The sequence below is a fragment of the Peribacillus butanolivorans genome (genome assembly GCF_001273755.1).
Lineage (GTDB): Bacteria > Bacillota > Bacilli > Bacillales > DSM-1321 > Peribacillus > Peribacillus butanolivorans.
In genome coordinates, this window is record NZ_LGYA01000005.1 from 283,221 (window position 1) to 299,358 (window position 16,138).

The 16,138-nt window shown below is 36.7% G+C and carries 10 protein-coding genes; 4 read left to right on the forward strand and 6 right to left on the reverse strand.

Features of this window, described 5'->3' with window-relative positions:
* The first annotated feature begins 244 nt into the window (after positions 1-244).
* On the forward strand, positions 245-2,332 hold the full coding sequence (locus tag AKG34_RS23370; protein ID WP_053348532.1) for a SpoIID/LytB domain-containing protein: 2,088 nt from the start codon (positions 245-247) through the stop codon (positions 2,330-2,332).
* A gap of 310 nt (positions 2,333-2,642) precedes the next feature.
* On the opposite strand, the gene AKG34_RS23375 is transcribed toward AKG34_RS23370, so the two are convergent.
* Entirely contained in the window at positions 2,643-4,073 is a 1,431-nt protein-coding gene (locus AKG34_RS23375; RefSeq protein WP_053348533.1) for an alkaline phosphatase, read from the reverse strand.
* 317 nt (positions 4,074-4,390) lie between these two features.
* Between AKG34_RS23375 and secA2 the strand changes: the two genes are divergently transcribed.
* From secA2 to AKG34_RS23390, 3 genes are all read left to right on the forward strand, one after another.
* Positions 4,391-6,781, forward strand: a complete 2,391-nt coding sequence (gene secA2, locus AKG34_RS23380; protein WP_053348534.1) for an accessory Sec system translocase SecA2 — start codon at positions 4,391-4,393, stop codon at positions 6,779-6,781.
* Positions 6,781-7,665 (forward strand): accessory Sec system S-layer assembly protein, encoded by an 885-nt coding sequence (locus AKG34_RS23385; RefSeq protein ID WP_053348535.1) that lies wholly within the window; start codon positions 6,781-6,783, stop codon positions 7,663-7,665. Before secA2 ends, AKG34_RS23385 begins: the two co-directional genes overlap by 1 nt.
* Before the next feature lie 364 nt (positions 7,666-8,029).
* Positions 8,030-9,793 (forward strand): LTA synthase family protein, encoded by a 1,764-nt coding sequence (locus AKG34_RS23390; RefSeq protein ID WP_083450948.1) that lies wholly within the window; start codon positions 8,030-8,032, stop codon positions 9,791-9,793.
* A 74-nt stretch (positions 9,794-9,867) separates the two neighbouring features.
* Here the strand turns inward: AKG34_RS23390 and AKG34_RS23395 are convergent, their stop codons facing one another.
* From AKG34_RS23395 to tagD, 5 genes are all read right to left on the reverse strand, one after another.
* Positions 9,868-10,794: an LCP family glycopolymer transferase gene (locus AKG34_RS23395; RefSeq protein WP_053348537.1), complete on the reverse strand. Its 927-nt coding sequence runs from the start codon at positions 10,792-10,794 to the stop codon at positions 9,868-9,870.
* Between the two features lie 198 nt (positions 10,795-10,992).
* Entirely contained in the window at positions 10,993-12,759 is a 1,767-nt protein-coding gene (locus AKG34_RS23400) for a M14 family zinc carboxypeptidase (RefSeq protein WP_053348538.1), read from the reverse strand.
* A gap of 103 nt (positions 12,760-12,862) precedes the next feature.
* Positions 12,863-13,912, reverse strand: a complete 1,050-nt coding sequence (locus tag AKG34_RS23405) for a C40 family peptidase (protein ID WP_053348539.1) — start codon at positions 13,910-13,912, stop codon at positions 12,863-12,865.
* Between the two features lie 522 nt (positions 13,913-14,434).
* Positions 14,435-15,607, reverse strand: a complete 1,173-nt coding sequence (locus AKG34_RS23410; RefSeq protein WP_053348540.1) for a CDP-glycerol glycerophosphotransferase family protein — start codon at positions 15,605-15,607, stop codon at positions 14,435-14,437.
* The gene (gene tagD / locus AKG34_RS23415) at positions 15,600-15,998 is read right to left on the reverse strand and encodes a glycerol-3-phosphate cytidylyltransferase (RefSeq protein WP_053348541.1); all 399 of its coding nucleotides are present in this window, start codon (positions 15,996-15,998) and stop codon (positions 15,600-15,602) included. Before tagD ends, AKG34_RS23410 begins: the two co-directional genes overlap by 8 nt.
* Between the last annotated feature and the right edge of the window lie 140 nt (positions 15,999-16,138).

The window sequence follows — 16,138 nt, forward strand, 5'->3', positions numbered from 1 at the left end:
CTCCTAACCTGGGGTGATGATGAATTTTATCAGAAAAATACAGTTTGCTATTCAAATAGATTTACAGAAAATGAAGAAGCATATTTATGATTGCTATTACACTAAATATCACAATGTACAATGTCGCAAGAGCCATAGTTGATGTCAAAGTAAAATTGTTGTGACTAATAAATGGGTCAATATTAATATAAAAATCTTTTGAATATCAATCTAGAGGTTGGTAAAGAAATGAGGATGAACTAGAATGAGAAGTTTGAAGTATCTTTTTATTGCTTTCTTTATCATTTTTTCTACATTACCTGCACATGAAGCAGAGGCAGCCGAAGAGCATACATCGATGAAAGTGAAACTGGAAAATTTCTTAGGAAACCAAACAAGTGTTACACTAACGGCAACAGGGGACTATCAAACTTCTGATAAAGAGGTATTTATCAAGGCAGGTGAAGAGCTGACTGTGAAAGTAGAGTCAGGAAAACTCGTGGTGTACAAAAACTCCCAGAAGAAAGGGATATTTGCTTCCATTATGGTAACTCCGGTTAAACAAGATTCTTTACTTTCCATCAATAACCGTCCGTATCCCGGTTCCTTGGAATTTACAGTTGATGGCAGTTTTATTCGCCCTATCAATCATGTTTATATTGAAGATTATCTAAAGGGTGTGGTTCCAAGGGAAATGCCGGCATTATGGCATATCGAAGCAGTAAAAGCACAGGCAATTGCGGCCCGTACTTATGCACTTCGCTATCAATCTAAGGTGATTAATGATACGGTTTCTTACCAGGTATATGGAGGAGCTGATGGTCACTCCCACTCTAATTTAGCCGTTGAACAGACAACGGGTATGGTAATCAAGCATGAGGGGAATTTAATCGAAGCACTCTTTTCCTCGAGCAATGGCGGCATGACGGAATTAAATTCTAATGTTTGGACAAGTGGAGAGCCTCTTGCTTATTTGTCAATTAAAGAAGATTCATATGATCCGAAATTAAAATGGATGATAGCTCTGGATAAAAAGCAAATAGATTTAACGAATCTCGATGTATCAAAGCCGGAAGATTGGTGGACAAGCGTACAAGAAGAGGACAAAACGATTATTCCTAATCTGAAGAATTGGCTTCAAAATAATGGATATGCTAAAAAGGATATTAAAATAACGGAAATTCCCGTTCTAACCTTAACGGATAAAACATCTGGAGGCCGGGTTACGAAAGGTTCAATCCAGATGAACTTTTATGTGAAGGATCTTACTGATGATAAGGGGAAATTAGTAATGCAAAATGTCACCCTTACGAATGTCGAGGCTTCAAAAATCCGGGCCATGGTGGGACTGGGTAATATGAAGAGTTACCTAGTCGATAATTCAACATCAACGGATCCAGCCAAGATTAAAATTGATGGATTTGGATACGGCCATGGAGTTGGACTAAGTCAGTATGGAGCAAAACACAGAGCAGAAGCGGGTCAAACATATCAGGGGATTTTAGAATTTTATTATCCGAATACAAGTATAGTGAGGGAATATAGTAACGCTGCGGCTGGATCTGAAACTGATCCTGTTGTGAATAAAGATATAACGGCACCGAGAATCACGAGCGTGAAGGCTAAGGAAGATTATCTAAATAGTAAGGTCAACTTCACGTATGCTATTGATGAAGATGCTACCGTATCCCTCACGATTAAAGATAAAAATAGCAAGGTGATAGCCACCCCAATTAGTAGGAAATCTATGAAAAAGGGAAGTCAGGTGGCTGCCTGGAACACGAAAGCCGTAAGTAATGGAAACTACACAGCGGAAATTACCGCAACTGATAGAGACGGAAATAAAGGTACTGTAACACAAGCGTTTAAAGTAAATAAGGATATAACAGCACCGAATATCACGAGTATTGATACATCAGGAAATTACAGTACAGAAAAAGCAAGCATTACGTATACCATAAGCGAAGCAGCTAAAGTTACGGTGCAAGTCAAGAACAGTAAAGAAAAAGTGATAGCCACCCCGACCGATACGGCATCGCTGAAGAAAGGTAGTCAATCAGCTACCTGGAACTTTAAAAATGTGTCCAACGGTACGTATACAGTGACGATCACTGCCAAGGATGCAAGTAATAATCAAAGAACGGTTTCAAAGAAAATCTCTATCAAGAAGACAACCGGAAAAGTGACGGCTAGCGTACTTAATATTAGAGAGAAAACAAATACATCCTCTAAAATCGTCGGAAAGCTAAAGAAAAACCAAACTGTGACGATTCTGGCCCAACAAGGAGATTGGTATAAAATAAAGAATGGAAGCCAAATCGGGTATGTTTCAAAAGAATATGTGAAAAAGTAACTACTTGAGACGCCATATTTAAACTATATGGCGTCTTTTTGAATAAGTTGGTTTTATAGTAGCGGATTCGAGGGATCTTAGCCAGTAGAGCGACAAATCTGACATTCAAAAAATTTACCTTTCAAAAAGTGGGTCGAAACATTCAATTTAAGGTCTGGAAAAAATCTGGACAAGGTTCTTAACACGATATAAACAGGATCTAATGTTACGATAGGCAAAGCAGAAATATTTATCCGCAGAATATCCCTTGAACTCCGAAAAAATCTATCTTTTGACACAGTAGAATATCTGAACAGAGGGATGAATAAATTCATTCCTCTTTTGTATGATGCTGGCCAGGTGTAAATGGTACACGGGCGGCTTTTGTGATGATTTGCGATATATCTGTATTATCAATGACTCCATCAAAGTATTCACTGCCTGGGCCCGTTGCAAAAACAGGAATCATATTGGCGGTATGTCCTCCTGTTGTACTGGCTGCTCGTACGCTGCGGTCAGCTACTCCTGCTTTATAATAGTTGGCAATTGTGCTTCCGATTTCCCAATCTATTTGATGCTGTGGATAGACAAGGGTTCTATTCTTTCTTACGTTATCAATGAATTGATGGACCTCTTTATTGGTAAGAGATATATGAGCATACTTTTTAAATACGGAAACGACACTTTCGGGATTGATTTCATTATTTTTATCGAAAGTAAGTTGCTTGGACATATATTCAGAAGAAACGTTGATCCTTTTCAATGCACTGATATCCATTGTTTCAGAAGCAGAGGTACCCATTGTTTCATGGTCTGCAAGCACTACAATAAGGGTATCATTTCTGTTCTTAGCCCAGTCTACAACCTGTTTTACAGTCTGATCAAATTCGATTGTTTCCTTCCATATCCCAGTGATATCCGCAGCATGCTCCGTATGGTCAATTCGTGCACCTTCAGTCATTAAAAAGAATCCATTATCACCCTTAGACAAAATTTCGATTGCTTTGGTTGTCATTTCGGGTAGTGATGGCTCCTGTGAATGAAATTCTTCTTTATCAAGCTTGAAATTCATATAAGTAGGGTGAAACAGTCCCAGAAGTTTTTCTGATTTTTGAACCGAATCAAGTTCTTGCTTATTAGCCGTAACCCTATAGCCAGCTTCTTTAAATTTAGCGACTAAATCTACACCATTTTGCTTATCCGCTCCGAAATAACTGGCTCCACCGCCAAGAATAACATCGATACGATTATCAAAGAGTTGTCTCGCGATATGTGCGCCACCTGTCCAGCGGTTTGATACACTGGCACCAAAAGCAGCAGGGGTGGCATCGACAACCATATTGGTTGAGATAATCCCGACTTTTTTTCCGCTCATTTGAAAGGCATCCAGTATACTGTCTACTTCAGAACCATTTGAATCTACACCGATTGATTCATTGTTGGTTTTGACACCTGTGGCAATCGCTGAACCCCCAGCAGCCGAGTCAGTGACAAAATTATTAGCGGAATAGGTACGCATCAGTGCGACATGCTCTAACTTTTCCAAATGTAAAATTCCTGTTTTTCCATATTCAAATTGCCTGGCAATGTCTATTGCACCCAACCCCATGCCATCACCAATTAACAAAATGACATTTTTCGGAGTGTTTTGCGCTTCTGCATGAATAGGAGATGCTAAGCCAATAAGGCAGAAGAGAACGAGTAGTCCAAATTGATAAGGTCGTCTAGGTTTATGAATGAATTTTTTAGTTGTCTTATTCATATGTAATCCTCCATTTGGTGTAAGTCTTTCTATTATTTGTTGAAATCCATAAAAAAACTCTTCCTTAATATCAGGAAGGGTTTAATCTTATATGTGGCTATATCTGCATGATTTGCATTTCATCCAGATTTGAACCAGATTACAGCCTGGGAGAAAGCAGCGAAAATTCCTGTTACGAGGGTCTTACAAAAATCGAAAAAATCCTTTCACACTGCTATTTGCTATGGATAGGTAATTATTGATAAAAGTTCAATATATACCTATATATGATATAATTTCTCTAGATCTACAATTGATATTATAGGAGAGAAAATCCTATGTTAACTAGTATGAAGAAGATATTTAATGAGAGTTCTAAAGACTTAAAAAGAATTTATAAGTTTGTAGATAATGTGAATCAATTAGAGATTAAATATAAAAAATATTCGGATGATGAATTGAGAGGCATGAAGGATACATTTAAAAGTCTCCTTGCTTCTGGTAAAACCTTGATGGATATACAAGTTGATGCCTTTGCTGTGGTGCGGGAAGCAACCAGACGTGTATTGGGACTTCGGCACTATGATGTTCAGCTTATAGGAGGTTTTGTCTTAAATGAGGGAGCCATAGCTCAAATGAACACAGGTGAGGGTAAAACACTTGTTGCAGCCTTACCTAGCTATTTACACTCATTGGAAGGAAAAGGTGTTCATATTATCACGGCGAATGAGTATCTGGCATGCAGAGATAAAGAATTAATGGGCCAGGTTCATGAATTTCTTGGCTTGTCGGTTGGCTTGAATATTTCTAAAATGCAGCCTTCAGCAAAGCGTGAAGCCTATGCAGCAGATATTACATATGGAACGGGAACGGAATTTGGTTTTGATTACCTGCGTGATAATATGGTTTTTCGAAAAGAGGAAAAGGTGCAAAAGGGCCACCAATTTGCGATTGTCGATGAAATTGATAGCATCTTGATTGATGAAGCAAGAACGCCTTTAATCATTGCTGGAAAATCAAGTGATGGGGCAGAGCTTTTTCATATTACAGCACAGATCATGAAGACATTAAATGAGGATGAAGATTATGAGATTTCTAACGAATCGAAAGCGACCTTTTTAACAGATCAAGGTGCGGCCAGGATTGAAAAAGCATTTGGAGTCAATAATTTGTATGACTTAGAGCATCAGGAGTTATTGCATAATGTGTCGCAGGCACTTAAAGCTCATGCCATTATGAAATTAGATGTGGACTATATCGTCAAGGATGGAGAGATTTCTTTGATCGATAAATTCACAGGCAGAGTGATGGAAGGACGTAGTTTTAGTGAAGGGCTTCAGCAGGCAATTGAAGCAAAAGAAGGCTTGGAAATTTCCGAAGAGAACGAAACACAGGCTACAATTACCATCCAAAATTATTTCCGTTTATATAACTCGCTTTCAGGGATGACTGGAAGTGCTATGCCTTCAAAGTCAGAATTTTGGGAAACATATCAGCTGCCTGTTATTGAAATTCCAACGAATAAGCCTATTCAGCGTTGTGATGAACCGGATTTAATTTTTAAAGATGAAATAAGTAAAATCAATAAAATTGTTTCGGAAGTAAAACGAATTCATGGAGAAGGAAGGCCAATTCTAATAGGTACGACTTCCATTGAAAAATCGGAAGCACTGTCCGTTCATTTAGAGAGGGAAAGAATTCAACATCAGATCCTTAATGCAAAAACGGAAGAAGGCGAAGCAGGAATTATCGCCAACGCCGGGAAAAAAAATCAAGTTATGCTTGCTACGAACATGGCTGGAAGAGGAACGGATATTTTACTTGATGAAGAAGTTAAGGAATTAGGTGGTCTTCATATTATCGGAACGGAGCGTCACGAAAGCAATCGGATTGATATGCAGCTCCGTGGACGGTCCGGACGACAAGGGGACCCAGGCTCTACACAATTTATCATTTCCCTGGAAGATGAATTGTTTGATTACTATGATGAAGAAGAAATTGAACGATATATGAAGAAAGTCAAAACGGATGTAAATGGTATGGTGGTAGGTCCCGCTCCAGAAAAATTTGTAAAAAAGGTGCAGGAAACGATTCAGCATATGTATCAATCAAGCCGTAACCACTTATTGAAATTAGAACATGCATTAAATGAGCAAAGTAAAATTATTTATTCGATGAGAGATAGAATCTTGAATCTCAATCCTGACCAAATGTTCACCATTATTTTTGAATATATTGAGAAATACATCCGTCAACTCGTTTTGAAATATTATCCTGAATATATGGAACAACCAAATTTAAAGGCTTTTATTGAAGAGCTCTCCCTTGTATTTTTTGCATTAGATTGGCAGGAAATTGACGTGCAAAATTTAGATGGGTCTAAAGTGAAAGCTAAAGCACTGGCTGCATTTGACGAGATAAAACCCATGATCTTAACATTTCAGGACAATGTTGATTGGGTAAGCCAGCTTCGCGCCTTTATGCTACAACAAATAGATATGAACTGGATAAGCCATGTAGGTGAAATGAATAGAGTGAAGGAAGGCATTGGTTTAAATGCCTACGGTCAACAGGACCCTTATATGTTGTTTGAAAAAGAAGCACTTGATCAATTTGAACAGCTATTAGTCGAAATTGAGTCAGGCACCAGTACAAACTTTATGGAATTTTATAAAAACCAATTGGATGATGAAGAGGAAGAACTTGAAGAAAAGGAGGATGAGAAGTAATGGGCCTATTTGGAAGAGGTGAGAAGATAAAAGAAGCATTGCAGAGTAACAAGGTAACAATGGAAGATTCCGTATCAACTGTTGATGCTGCAATTAATACTTCCTTGGTTTTTCATGAGGAAGCGGATTTTTCCAAACAGGAAAGATATGTACTTCAGTTTCATCATCAACAGTTGTCTTTGTTAAAACCGAATCAAATTTCTATCTCAGAAGTTCGGTTATCAAGGTTTGAAGAAGATGTAATAATTATGGCTTTTATTCGTAATACATTAGATAAGGCTGTAAGCTTTGAATTAGTGGATTTATTGTTGCTGGATGAAAATGGACAAGTTCTGGCGAAGAAGTCCTTCGATTTGACGGAAATGGGAGAAATACCAGCCCTTTCATGTATGCCGTGGAGCTTTATGTTTGAAGAGGAAGATATTCTAGTGGAGTCGATACCAGACAAAGGTTGGAAGATAGCATTTGAACTAAAGAATCAGGAATCTATGGAGCATGCATTGGATTTGGCACCGATCTGGATAGAACAGCTTTCCGAAGCTCAACGAGAGAATTTACAGCGGCTTGTTACCGGACTGCCAAAGATCAATCAAGGTGAAGTTAATTTTATGGGACTAGAAGCTACTTTGAAAGAAAATAATCAATTAGCAGTCACCGTTTTGGTTCGTAATGGCAGTGATAAACAGATTAAAATTGAAAAACTACCATTGATTGTAGAGGATGCAGATGGAGACCAGGTTTGCCAAGGTGGATTTTCTCTTGAAGACTTTGAAGTGAAGGCGAATACAAGCAAGCCATGGACGTTTATTTTTCCGGGTGAACTAGTAACAAAGAAAAATCCCGATTTGACAAGTTGGAAAGTATACCCACCAATTTCTAAATAGTGAAGTTGAAAAGCCCTCATCTGTGATGAGGGCTTTTTGTGTATGAGAAATGAAGTCATTATTATTTTATGAGTGTATTAATTATCGGACTAGGAGCTATTTATTGGAGTCAAGAAAAAAATAGGATATTTATTTTACTTTGATTTCCATCAATCTTTACTATAGTACGATAATTAAATGGTAAAGAAGATGGGTTACTTACTTTTCCATAAATTGAAAATCAAGATTTAATTTCAAAATATTCTAACTATATCATGTGTGTATTTTCTCATAAATGGTAACGATAAGTAATATCTATAAGTAATCTTATGCAAGCAGGCTTCTTAAAGAGCTTGGAAATAATGAAGAGGAAAGTGGCGGTAGCATGAAGCATAACAACCGGCGATTGAAGGAGAGATTATTGGAGGTCTTATCTATATCCATCGTGGCCATACTTTTTATTTATACGAATGAAATGATGGATAATAATCTTTCTATCGGTATATTTACGATTATTCTCGGTGTCGCTGGATTTTTGGTCTATCTTAAAGAATGGATAACGAAAAGATTCATAAAGGGTACTATTTTTACAGTTTTTCTTCTTATAATTATGGCCTTTTTTCTTGGTGATATATGGTTTTACCGTTACTATTCAACACCTATCAATTCCTATATGTGGATGCAAAAAAGCAATCTAAATGGGCTTGGTGAAAGCATACTCAGTATGGTGGAAGTGAAGGACGCTGTCTTTCTACTAGTGGGCGTTCCGATTGCTGAATCATTTGCAAAGAAAATATACCCGCTCAAAGCTATGGCACTTGTACCGGCTGTATTATTTCTGATGATAGCGGGGCTGAAGCCAATAAAAAATATTTTTATCGATCAGGTGGATATAACTCGACGTTATGAGGCGAATACCTTTTTGCGAAGTTGGGGTCCAATTGGTCATCATGTATTGGATACGTATGCCTTCTTTGTTGATTCAGGAAAGAATGAAATGTCTCCAGAAGAAAAGAGAACCGTTTCTAATTACTTCGATAAAAAGAACAAGCAGGATAGTACATATTCTGGCTCATTAGCAGGTAAGAATGTCATCATCATCCAAGTAGAATCATTACAGGCCTTTCCATTATTCCAAAAGAGTTCAGGACAAGAAGTCACGCCATTTATGAATAAACTAGCAAAAGACGGTTTATTCTTCCCACATGTATATCCACAGACGGTATTTGGAAACTCATCAGACGGTGAGTTGATTGTGAATACTGGGTTATATCCTTTAAAGCAAGGGGCGACCTTTTTCCGATTTCCTTACAACGATTTTCCGAGTCTTGCTAAAGAATTAAAGAAGATAGATTACCAAAGCTATGCTTTCCATGGTGATGAAGAAAACTTTTGGAACCGGCAGCATGCATATCCTGCTCTAGGTTTTGATGACTATATCTCCATTGAGGATATGCAGCAGGATGAGATTATATCGATGGGCTTGAGCGATCGTAGTTTTTTTAAACAAGGCTATGATTATTTAAAAGATAAACAAAATCCCTATTACGCTTTTTTCGTGACATTGACGAGTCATGTCCCGTTTTCGCTACCAGCGGATCAGATAACATTGAAACCTGAAGTAGGAAAAGAGGGAAGCTACCTTACGAAATATTATGAAGCGTTACATTATACAGACTCGGCCATAGAGGAATTTGTAAAGAATTTGAAGGAAAATGAAAAATTGAAGGACAGCGTGATTGTTATTTACGGAGATCATGATGGCCTATTTGTAAAAGATAAACATGAAGTTGAAGGGTACTACGGAATTAAAATTAGCGATGAAGAATGGATTGAAAAGTATATGCCCATTCCAGTGATTATTTATCAGGAGGATATTCAAGGGCGTACGATTGATAAGGTGGCCGGGCAAGTCGATATTTTACCAACATTATATGATTTGCTTGGCATTCAAAGCTCTTCTTTCTTTGGAGAGAACATGCTTAATGGTGAAGAGGGAGAAGCTCTGATATTAAAAGGGGATTATGGTGCCCAAATGAAAATAAATGGAAAGGGGAGAGTAGAAGAGTTTTTACCGGAAGACCAAAAAGAAGTGGATATGAGTGACCAAGTTATCCGTTCCGATTATTTTAATCAAACGATTGATTAATAAAGTAAACCTTGATTTAAAGCATTTTTTGATATCAGAAAAAGAGGATGACTAATAATAGCCATCCTCTTTCTTTATAATCCAAGATGTGTTTTCACACGGTTTTGGGCTTCAAGTTTTGTTTCCTCGGAAACAATGTTATACCAAACTCCATCGAATTTCTGATTGTCACCTTCAAGTGTATATTGTTCAATATTTTTAAGTGAAGATTTGTAGTTTTTTTGAATACTTAACATTTCATTGAAACTTAAATTGGTTTCAACGTTCTTACCAAGGGCTTCAAATATATCGTCATAATTGGTAAGTGTGGACAGGCTTGATCCTTTTTTCATGACGGCTTGTATAACTTGACGCTGCCTCATTTGGCGACCATAATCACCGCGAGGATCTTCTTTACGGATTCGGGAATAAATTAAAGCCTCTTTACCATCCAAGTCTATAGTGCCTTTTTTAAAGCTATATCCTTTATAGGCAAGGTCCATATCATTATCTACTGTGACGCCACCCACAGCATTTACAATATCCTGAAAGCCTTCCATATTCATTTTGACGTAATAATCAATCGGAATATCTAAATAGGCCTCCACTGTGTTTATCGACATATTCACGCCACCATATGCATAGGCATGGTTCATTTTATCATTCGTACCTTTACCGATTATTTCTGTACGTGTATCACGGGGCAAACTCAATAATTCGATAGATTCTTGTTTAGGGTTAATGGTCATAACAATCATCGTATCTGAACGGCCTTTGTCATTTTTTCTTTCATCTACTCCAAGTATAAGCAGTGAAAAAGGGTCCTGACTTTTAAATTTGATATCATCTACACGTTTGTCCGTTTTATGCGCCGCACCCTGCATAGTATGAATCGCACCTGCCAAGGATTGATAAACAGAGGCCGCATAAGCGCCACCACCGATGAAAAGGATAAGAAGGGTAAACCCTATTATTTTAAACGTTTTTCGTTTCTTTTTCTTTTTTTTATGTTCGGATCTCATATTAATTCCTCCCTGAACCATTCCACTAAAATGGAAAAGTATGAAAAAGTACCTAGTTGGTATGTTTAACTATACCTGTTTTTTGTTAAGAATAGAATAGTTTCTTTTTGTACTTACAGTGTATTTTTACCTATTTCCATTCAAAAAATCGAAGGAGTCCTAGTAACAAGATTCCTTCGATTTCCTGTTAGTGGAATATTAGTGGGCGGCTGAGTCGCCCTCTATAGCTTCAGGAGCTGTATCTGAATCTCCTGGTTCTTCAATTGGTGGTTCAGGCTGTTCAGGCTCTTCTGGTTCTAGTTGAAGAAGTTTATCTTTAATGGCTTGCAGCATGTTCGACAATTGAATCTCTGTGTTTTTGTAAGAGTAAGTAGAAAATAATTTTTCATAATTTGAAATATTAGCTTTAACTTCATCGTAATTTCCATTATTTAAATCATTTTCCATTATTAATAATAGTTCATATCTGGCTAAGTCATAGCCAATGTTTTTCTTGCTAGTATTAGCTGGGGTGACATATTTGCCTGTGGCAATTTTTTGGACATCTTTACTGTACATTTTCTTGATTTTACTTTCAACTATTGTTATCTGATTTATCAAGTTATTATAGAGAGTAAGCGTTGTATCGTTTAAAGTTCCTGCAATTAAATAACCGGTAAGCTTCTTGTTAGCTGAGACGAGATCGTCTCCTGCCTTAATTCCATTCATGTAGGCTAGGGAGTTATCACGATAGATTTTGGTCGTTTTTAATGAAGCATTTGGTTTTGTCCGATATTTCGCAGGAAGCTTGGCAATTGCTTTCTCTTGTTTTTTTATCTCTTTAACCGTTTTGTCATACAGTGCCTTATGGGCGCTCGTAACCGTCAATTTGTTTTGAGAGTAATAGTTTTTCAACTTAGCCGCTGTATTATTATACGTTTTAATATTCTTCGTTACTTTATCACTGGCTTCAGTATTGCGAGTATCAAATAGCTTGTAGCCTTCTTGTGCTGTATATAGACCAATGCTTGCGTTTTGACTCCAAATTTTAGAATAATTTTTAAGAGGTACATTAGTTTCCCCAACAGCTGGAGAAACTTCAATGGTGAAGGCTGGTTTCTTTTCTACTTTGCTAAACCAATCACCGAAACCGCCTCCGGTCGATCTTGGTTTAACAAGGCTGTAACCGGTTATTTTATTTAATTTACTGGCATACTTATAATCCTGAGTATAGCGGTTCCCTGTTTGCTGATACTTCCAGAAAATAATTTGCCCGCTTGAATGGTAGGAAATCGTCATTTCTGGATCGATTTTTTCAACAAATGAAAGTACGGCTTTAGTTTCGGACGCTGTCGCCACTTTAGCGCCCTTGTAATTTTTATATGAGGGTGCTTTAGGGCTTTCGAGATTCTTCCAATTTGCATTATATTGTCTGTTTAAATCTACTCCCTTTGCATTGGCTTTCCAACGTTTAAAGTTTTTGCTGCCATTATTCATTTTAATGATTTTTGAATGGTCTTTTGCAGGGAAGTATTTCAGACCAAATTGTTGCAAGGTTACTCCATCCGGATTGACCATTGGTATAAACCAAATGGTTGTATTATTGAGGAGCTTTTTGACATCATAGCCGTTGATTTTGGTGCCGCTTTTATAGGCAGCTGCATATTTGTCTATCATATTCATCGTGAGATTGGTAGTAATCCATTCACGGGCATGGTGAGATCCATTAATGAAAACAGTAGAATCCCCTTTTCCAAGAGAAACAGCATATATATTCCGCCCGTATTCAGATTTTCCAATAACTTCTTTTTTGATGAAACCGGGATAAGCTTGTTCGAGCTTCTTAATATCGTTTAGCATCTTAGCGGTAGAGTATGTTTGATTCGGATTTACAATCGATGATTGTGCAAAAGTAGATTCTGTGAAAAGTGATAAAGACCCGCAGAGGATGACGAAAGAAAATAAAAATATACGAAATATTAACATGCTGTGCCCCATTTCGAGATAATAATAACCATAGATTAATATAGAAAATACATATTTTTGCATAAAATTACCAGACTCTTAAAATGGAGTCTGGTAAAAAACACTATAAACTTCTATAACCAATGATTCTACTTTTGAAGTAAGAGTTTGAAACGGTATTGATTTCTATTCCCTTACTTGAGGAGGCATGAATGAACTGTCCATCTCCTAGGTAAATACCCATATGACTAACGACTGCTCTATTCGAACCAGTTGCAAAAAAGATAAGATCACCAGACTTTGGTGAAGTAACTTTTTTTCCCATATCATAATAAGTGGAAGAGGAAAGCCTCGAAACTTTATAACCAGCTTTTTTAAACGTATAGTAAATAAATCCGCTACAGTCGAAACCTGAGGGGGAAGCGCCAGCCCACGAATAAGGGGAACCAATTAATTTTTTTGCTTCAGAAACGAGTGTGTCTACCTTATTACCGGAATGTGGTACATCTACTTTTTCATTGCTTTGATCTGTAGAGTCTGTATTGGCTGATTTAACTAGTTTTAGTTTCTGGCCTATTCTGATTAAATCGGACTTTAACGAGTTTATTGATTTAAGTTCAGCGACAGTTAAGTTAGTCTTTTTGGAAATTTTTGAAAGTGTGTCACCTTTTACCACAACGTATGTACCCGAAAGTTTTGGGGGCGATGTAACATTTGATGGTTTGGAACTGCTAGGTAAATCAATAGTAGTTGTAGTAGTGGAACTAGATACGATAAGTTTAGCACCGGCATAAATTCTATCGGATTTTAGGTTATTTAACTTCTTTAACTCAGCAAGTGTAAGGTTATGTTTGTTTGCTATTCTAGTTAAAGTATCACCAGAAACAATGGTATAAGTGGTTTTCTTTGTTTTTTCTACGGAAACTGAAGCAGGCTTTGCTGTTGTGGTTGTAGTTGTTTTGGAGTTGGGTGTAATTAATTTTTGATTAATCTTCAATAGGTCTGTTTTTAAGTTATTAAGAAGTTTTAAGTCTTTCACCGTAGTATTATGTTTTTGAGCGATCTTGCTTAAGGTATCGCCGCTTTTAACTGTATAGGTACTGGCAAGGGCAGGAGAAACAAACGTCGATGATAGAATAGCTAATGTCGAAAATGCGACAACACTCTTTTTCACGGTTTTCCACCTCAAATATGTCTTTTTCCCTATTCTATCAAATGAAATGGTAAAAATTATATTACATTTTTGTTACAAGGGGAAGATAGTAGTATTTTACTGGTTTATACTGGTGGGATTTGAGTATTGTAATCTACAATATTTTCTATTTTATGAGTCTTTTTTCACATTTTGCAGATAATGAAGAATTGTGCGTATATGAAGTTCTACATTATAAATAAAAACGAAAAAAGGGTTCCTGGACGGTATCCTTTTTTTCGTTTATTGGAAGAAGCGACATACCAAATGGCGGTGGATTCTGAAATTTGGATTTTATACCAGATTGAAACTGGCAGAATTATTTTCTTCTATAGAATTTGCTACAACCATAAATTTCATTCCTATTTTAAATGTTTGTTTATTTGAACTGATTGTCGATGGTTTATTTACATAAAAAACCACTCCGTGTGTTAGGGAGTGGTTGAATTTATGAATTACACAGCTCTATTTTTATCGAAAATCAGAATTTCTCTAATGATTTTCTTATTTTGAATTGTGAAAAAGAAAATCTACTAACTTTTCACTTGAATTTCCAGTCGAGTATTGATTCCACTTTTGCTTAAAAGGCTCAATTTTTTCTATAGAATAATCAGCGTTCCGGATTTTTTCAATGAGCTCTTCATTGGTAGATACGACCGGTCCGGGCATGGAAGAGGAATAATCCTCCCAAAATCCGCGCTCTTTCTCATACTTTTCTAAGTCATAAGCAAAGAAAATCATTGGTTTTTCTAAATAAGAAAATTCAAATGGAATCGAAGAGTAATCCGTTATTAAAAGATCCGTACTAATTAGCAGTTGGTTCACATGAAAATCACTATTGACTGGATATACGAATCCGGGAAATTTATGTTGTAAATCATGTTCAGCTTTTACAGCCGGATGCAGTTTCAGCAATAACGCGTAATTTTCGCTTTGCAGTTCTTTGTAGATTAATTCTAAATCGAGTGCAATTTCCCCGGTCTTTAAGCCATCATTTCGAAATGTAGGAGCATATAATATGATTTTTTTATACTCGAGCTCAGGAAACATGGCTAACAACGCTCTACGTGAAGTTTTTTTAGATTCATCATTAAAGAAGAAATCAGTCCGAGGAATCCCGGTCCTAAGAATATGGGATTTCGGTAATTGAAAACTTTCCTGAAAAATTTCTGCCATTTTCTCGGAACCTGTTGTGACATAATCAAATTTTTGATATACCTCTAAAAATCTTTTTCTTGCTCCAGCAGAACGACTTTGAATCGAAGGATCCTTTGACCCGAATTGCTTAATGGCACCGGCTGCATGCCATACTTGGACACAAGTCACTGTCTTTTTAAATGTAACGGTTGAAAGAAAACCAAAATAATTATCAATGATAATCCATTTTGATGTAGCCAGGTGATAAATCGACCGAATCATGGCGATGATATTTTTCGTTTCAAACGGAAGGACGATGGTTTTTCCATCGTCCTTCACTTGTATATGATTGCTCGATTTCATTAAAAATACTTTTTGAACAGAAATATCCTGCTTGTCCATTTCTTCTGCAATGTACTGGCAATTGTCTCCGAAGGATGTGACAAAGGTTGTTTTATCAGTTAATGGAAAAAGTTTAAAGATAGAGAATAGGGCTTTAAAACAAAATAGATAAATCCCTATCGCAAATTCTTTAGCCATTTGTAACTTTTAAAAGGTCATCTTTAATTTGAGAAGTAGAGATGCCGATTGTTCTTGGCAGGTAGACGACGTCACAAACTTCAGTTAGTTCATCGAATTGACCTTTCCAGTCATCTCCCATGACAAAAATATCTACACCTTCACGAACGATATCTTCTCTTTTTTGTGCCCAATTGTCTTCGGGGATGACTTCGTCCACGTATCGGATTGATTCAAGAATCATTTTCCTGTTTTCAAAGCTATGATAAGCTTTTTTATCTTTTAAAGCATTAAATTCATCCGTTGAAATAGCAACGATTAGATAATCTCCAAGGTCCTTGGCACGTTTTAATAGATTGATATGGCCCCAATGAAGCAAATCAAAGGTTCCATAAGTGATTACTTTCTTCATATTTATTCCTCCTGTATACATATATTTATATATTTACTCTTTAGGATCGATGCGGTATACCTAGTGAAAAGACTTATTTGTAAATGATAAGTTTAGAAGTCTTAACAATTATAACAAAAAAGAATTACAAATGAACCACA

Coding starts and splice junctions, on each gene's coding strand:
- AKG34_RS23410 (WP_053348540.1), bottom strand. CDS start 15,607: ATGGCTAAAGAATTTGCGATAGGGATTTATCTATTTTGTTTTAAAGCC.
- AKG34_RS23370 (WP_053348532.1), top strand. CDS start 245: ATGAGAAGTTTGAAGTATCTTTTTATTGCTTTCTTTATCATTTTTTCT.
- AKG34_RS23375 (WP_053348533.1), bottom strand. CDS start 4,073: ATGAATAAGACAACTAAAAAATTCATTCATAAACCTAGACGACCTTAT.
- AKG34_RS23395 (WP_053348537.1), bottom strand. CDS start 10,794: ATGAGATCCGAACATAAAAAAAAGAAAAAGAAACGAAAAACGTTTAAA.
- AKG34_RS23385 (WP_053348535.1), top strand. CDS start 6,781: ATGGGCCTATTTGGAAGAGGTGAGAAGATAAAAGAAGCATTGCAGAGT.
- AKG34_RS23390 (WP_083450948.1), top strand. CDS start 8,030: ATGAAGCATAACAACCGGCGATTGAAGGAGAGATTATTGGAGGTCTTA.
- AKG34_RS23400 (WP_053348538.1), bottom strand. CDS start 12,759: ATGTTAATATTTCGTATATTTTTATTTTCTTTCGTCATCCTCTGCGGG.
- tagD (WP_053348541.1), bottom strand. CDS start 15,998: ATGAAGAAAGTAATCACTTATGGAACCTTTGATTTGCTTCATTGGGGC.
- secA2 (WP_053348534.1), top strand. CDS start 4,391: ATGTTAACTAGTATGAAGAAGATATTTAATGAGAGTTCTAAAGACTTA.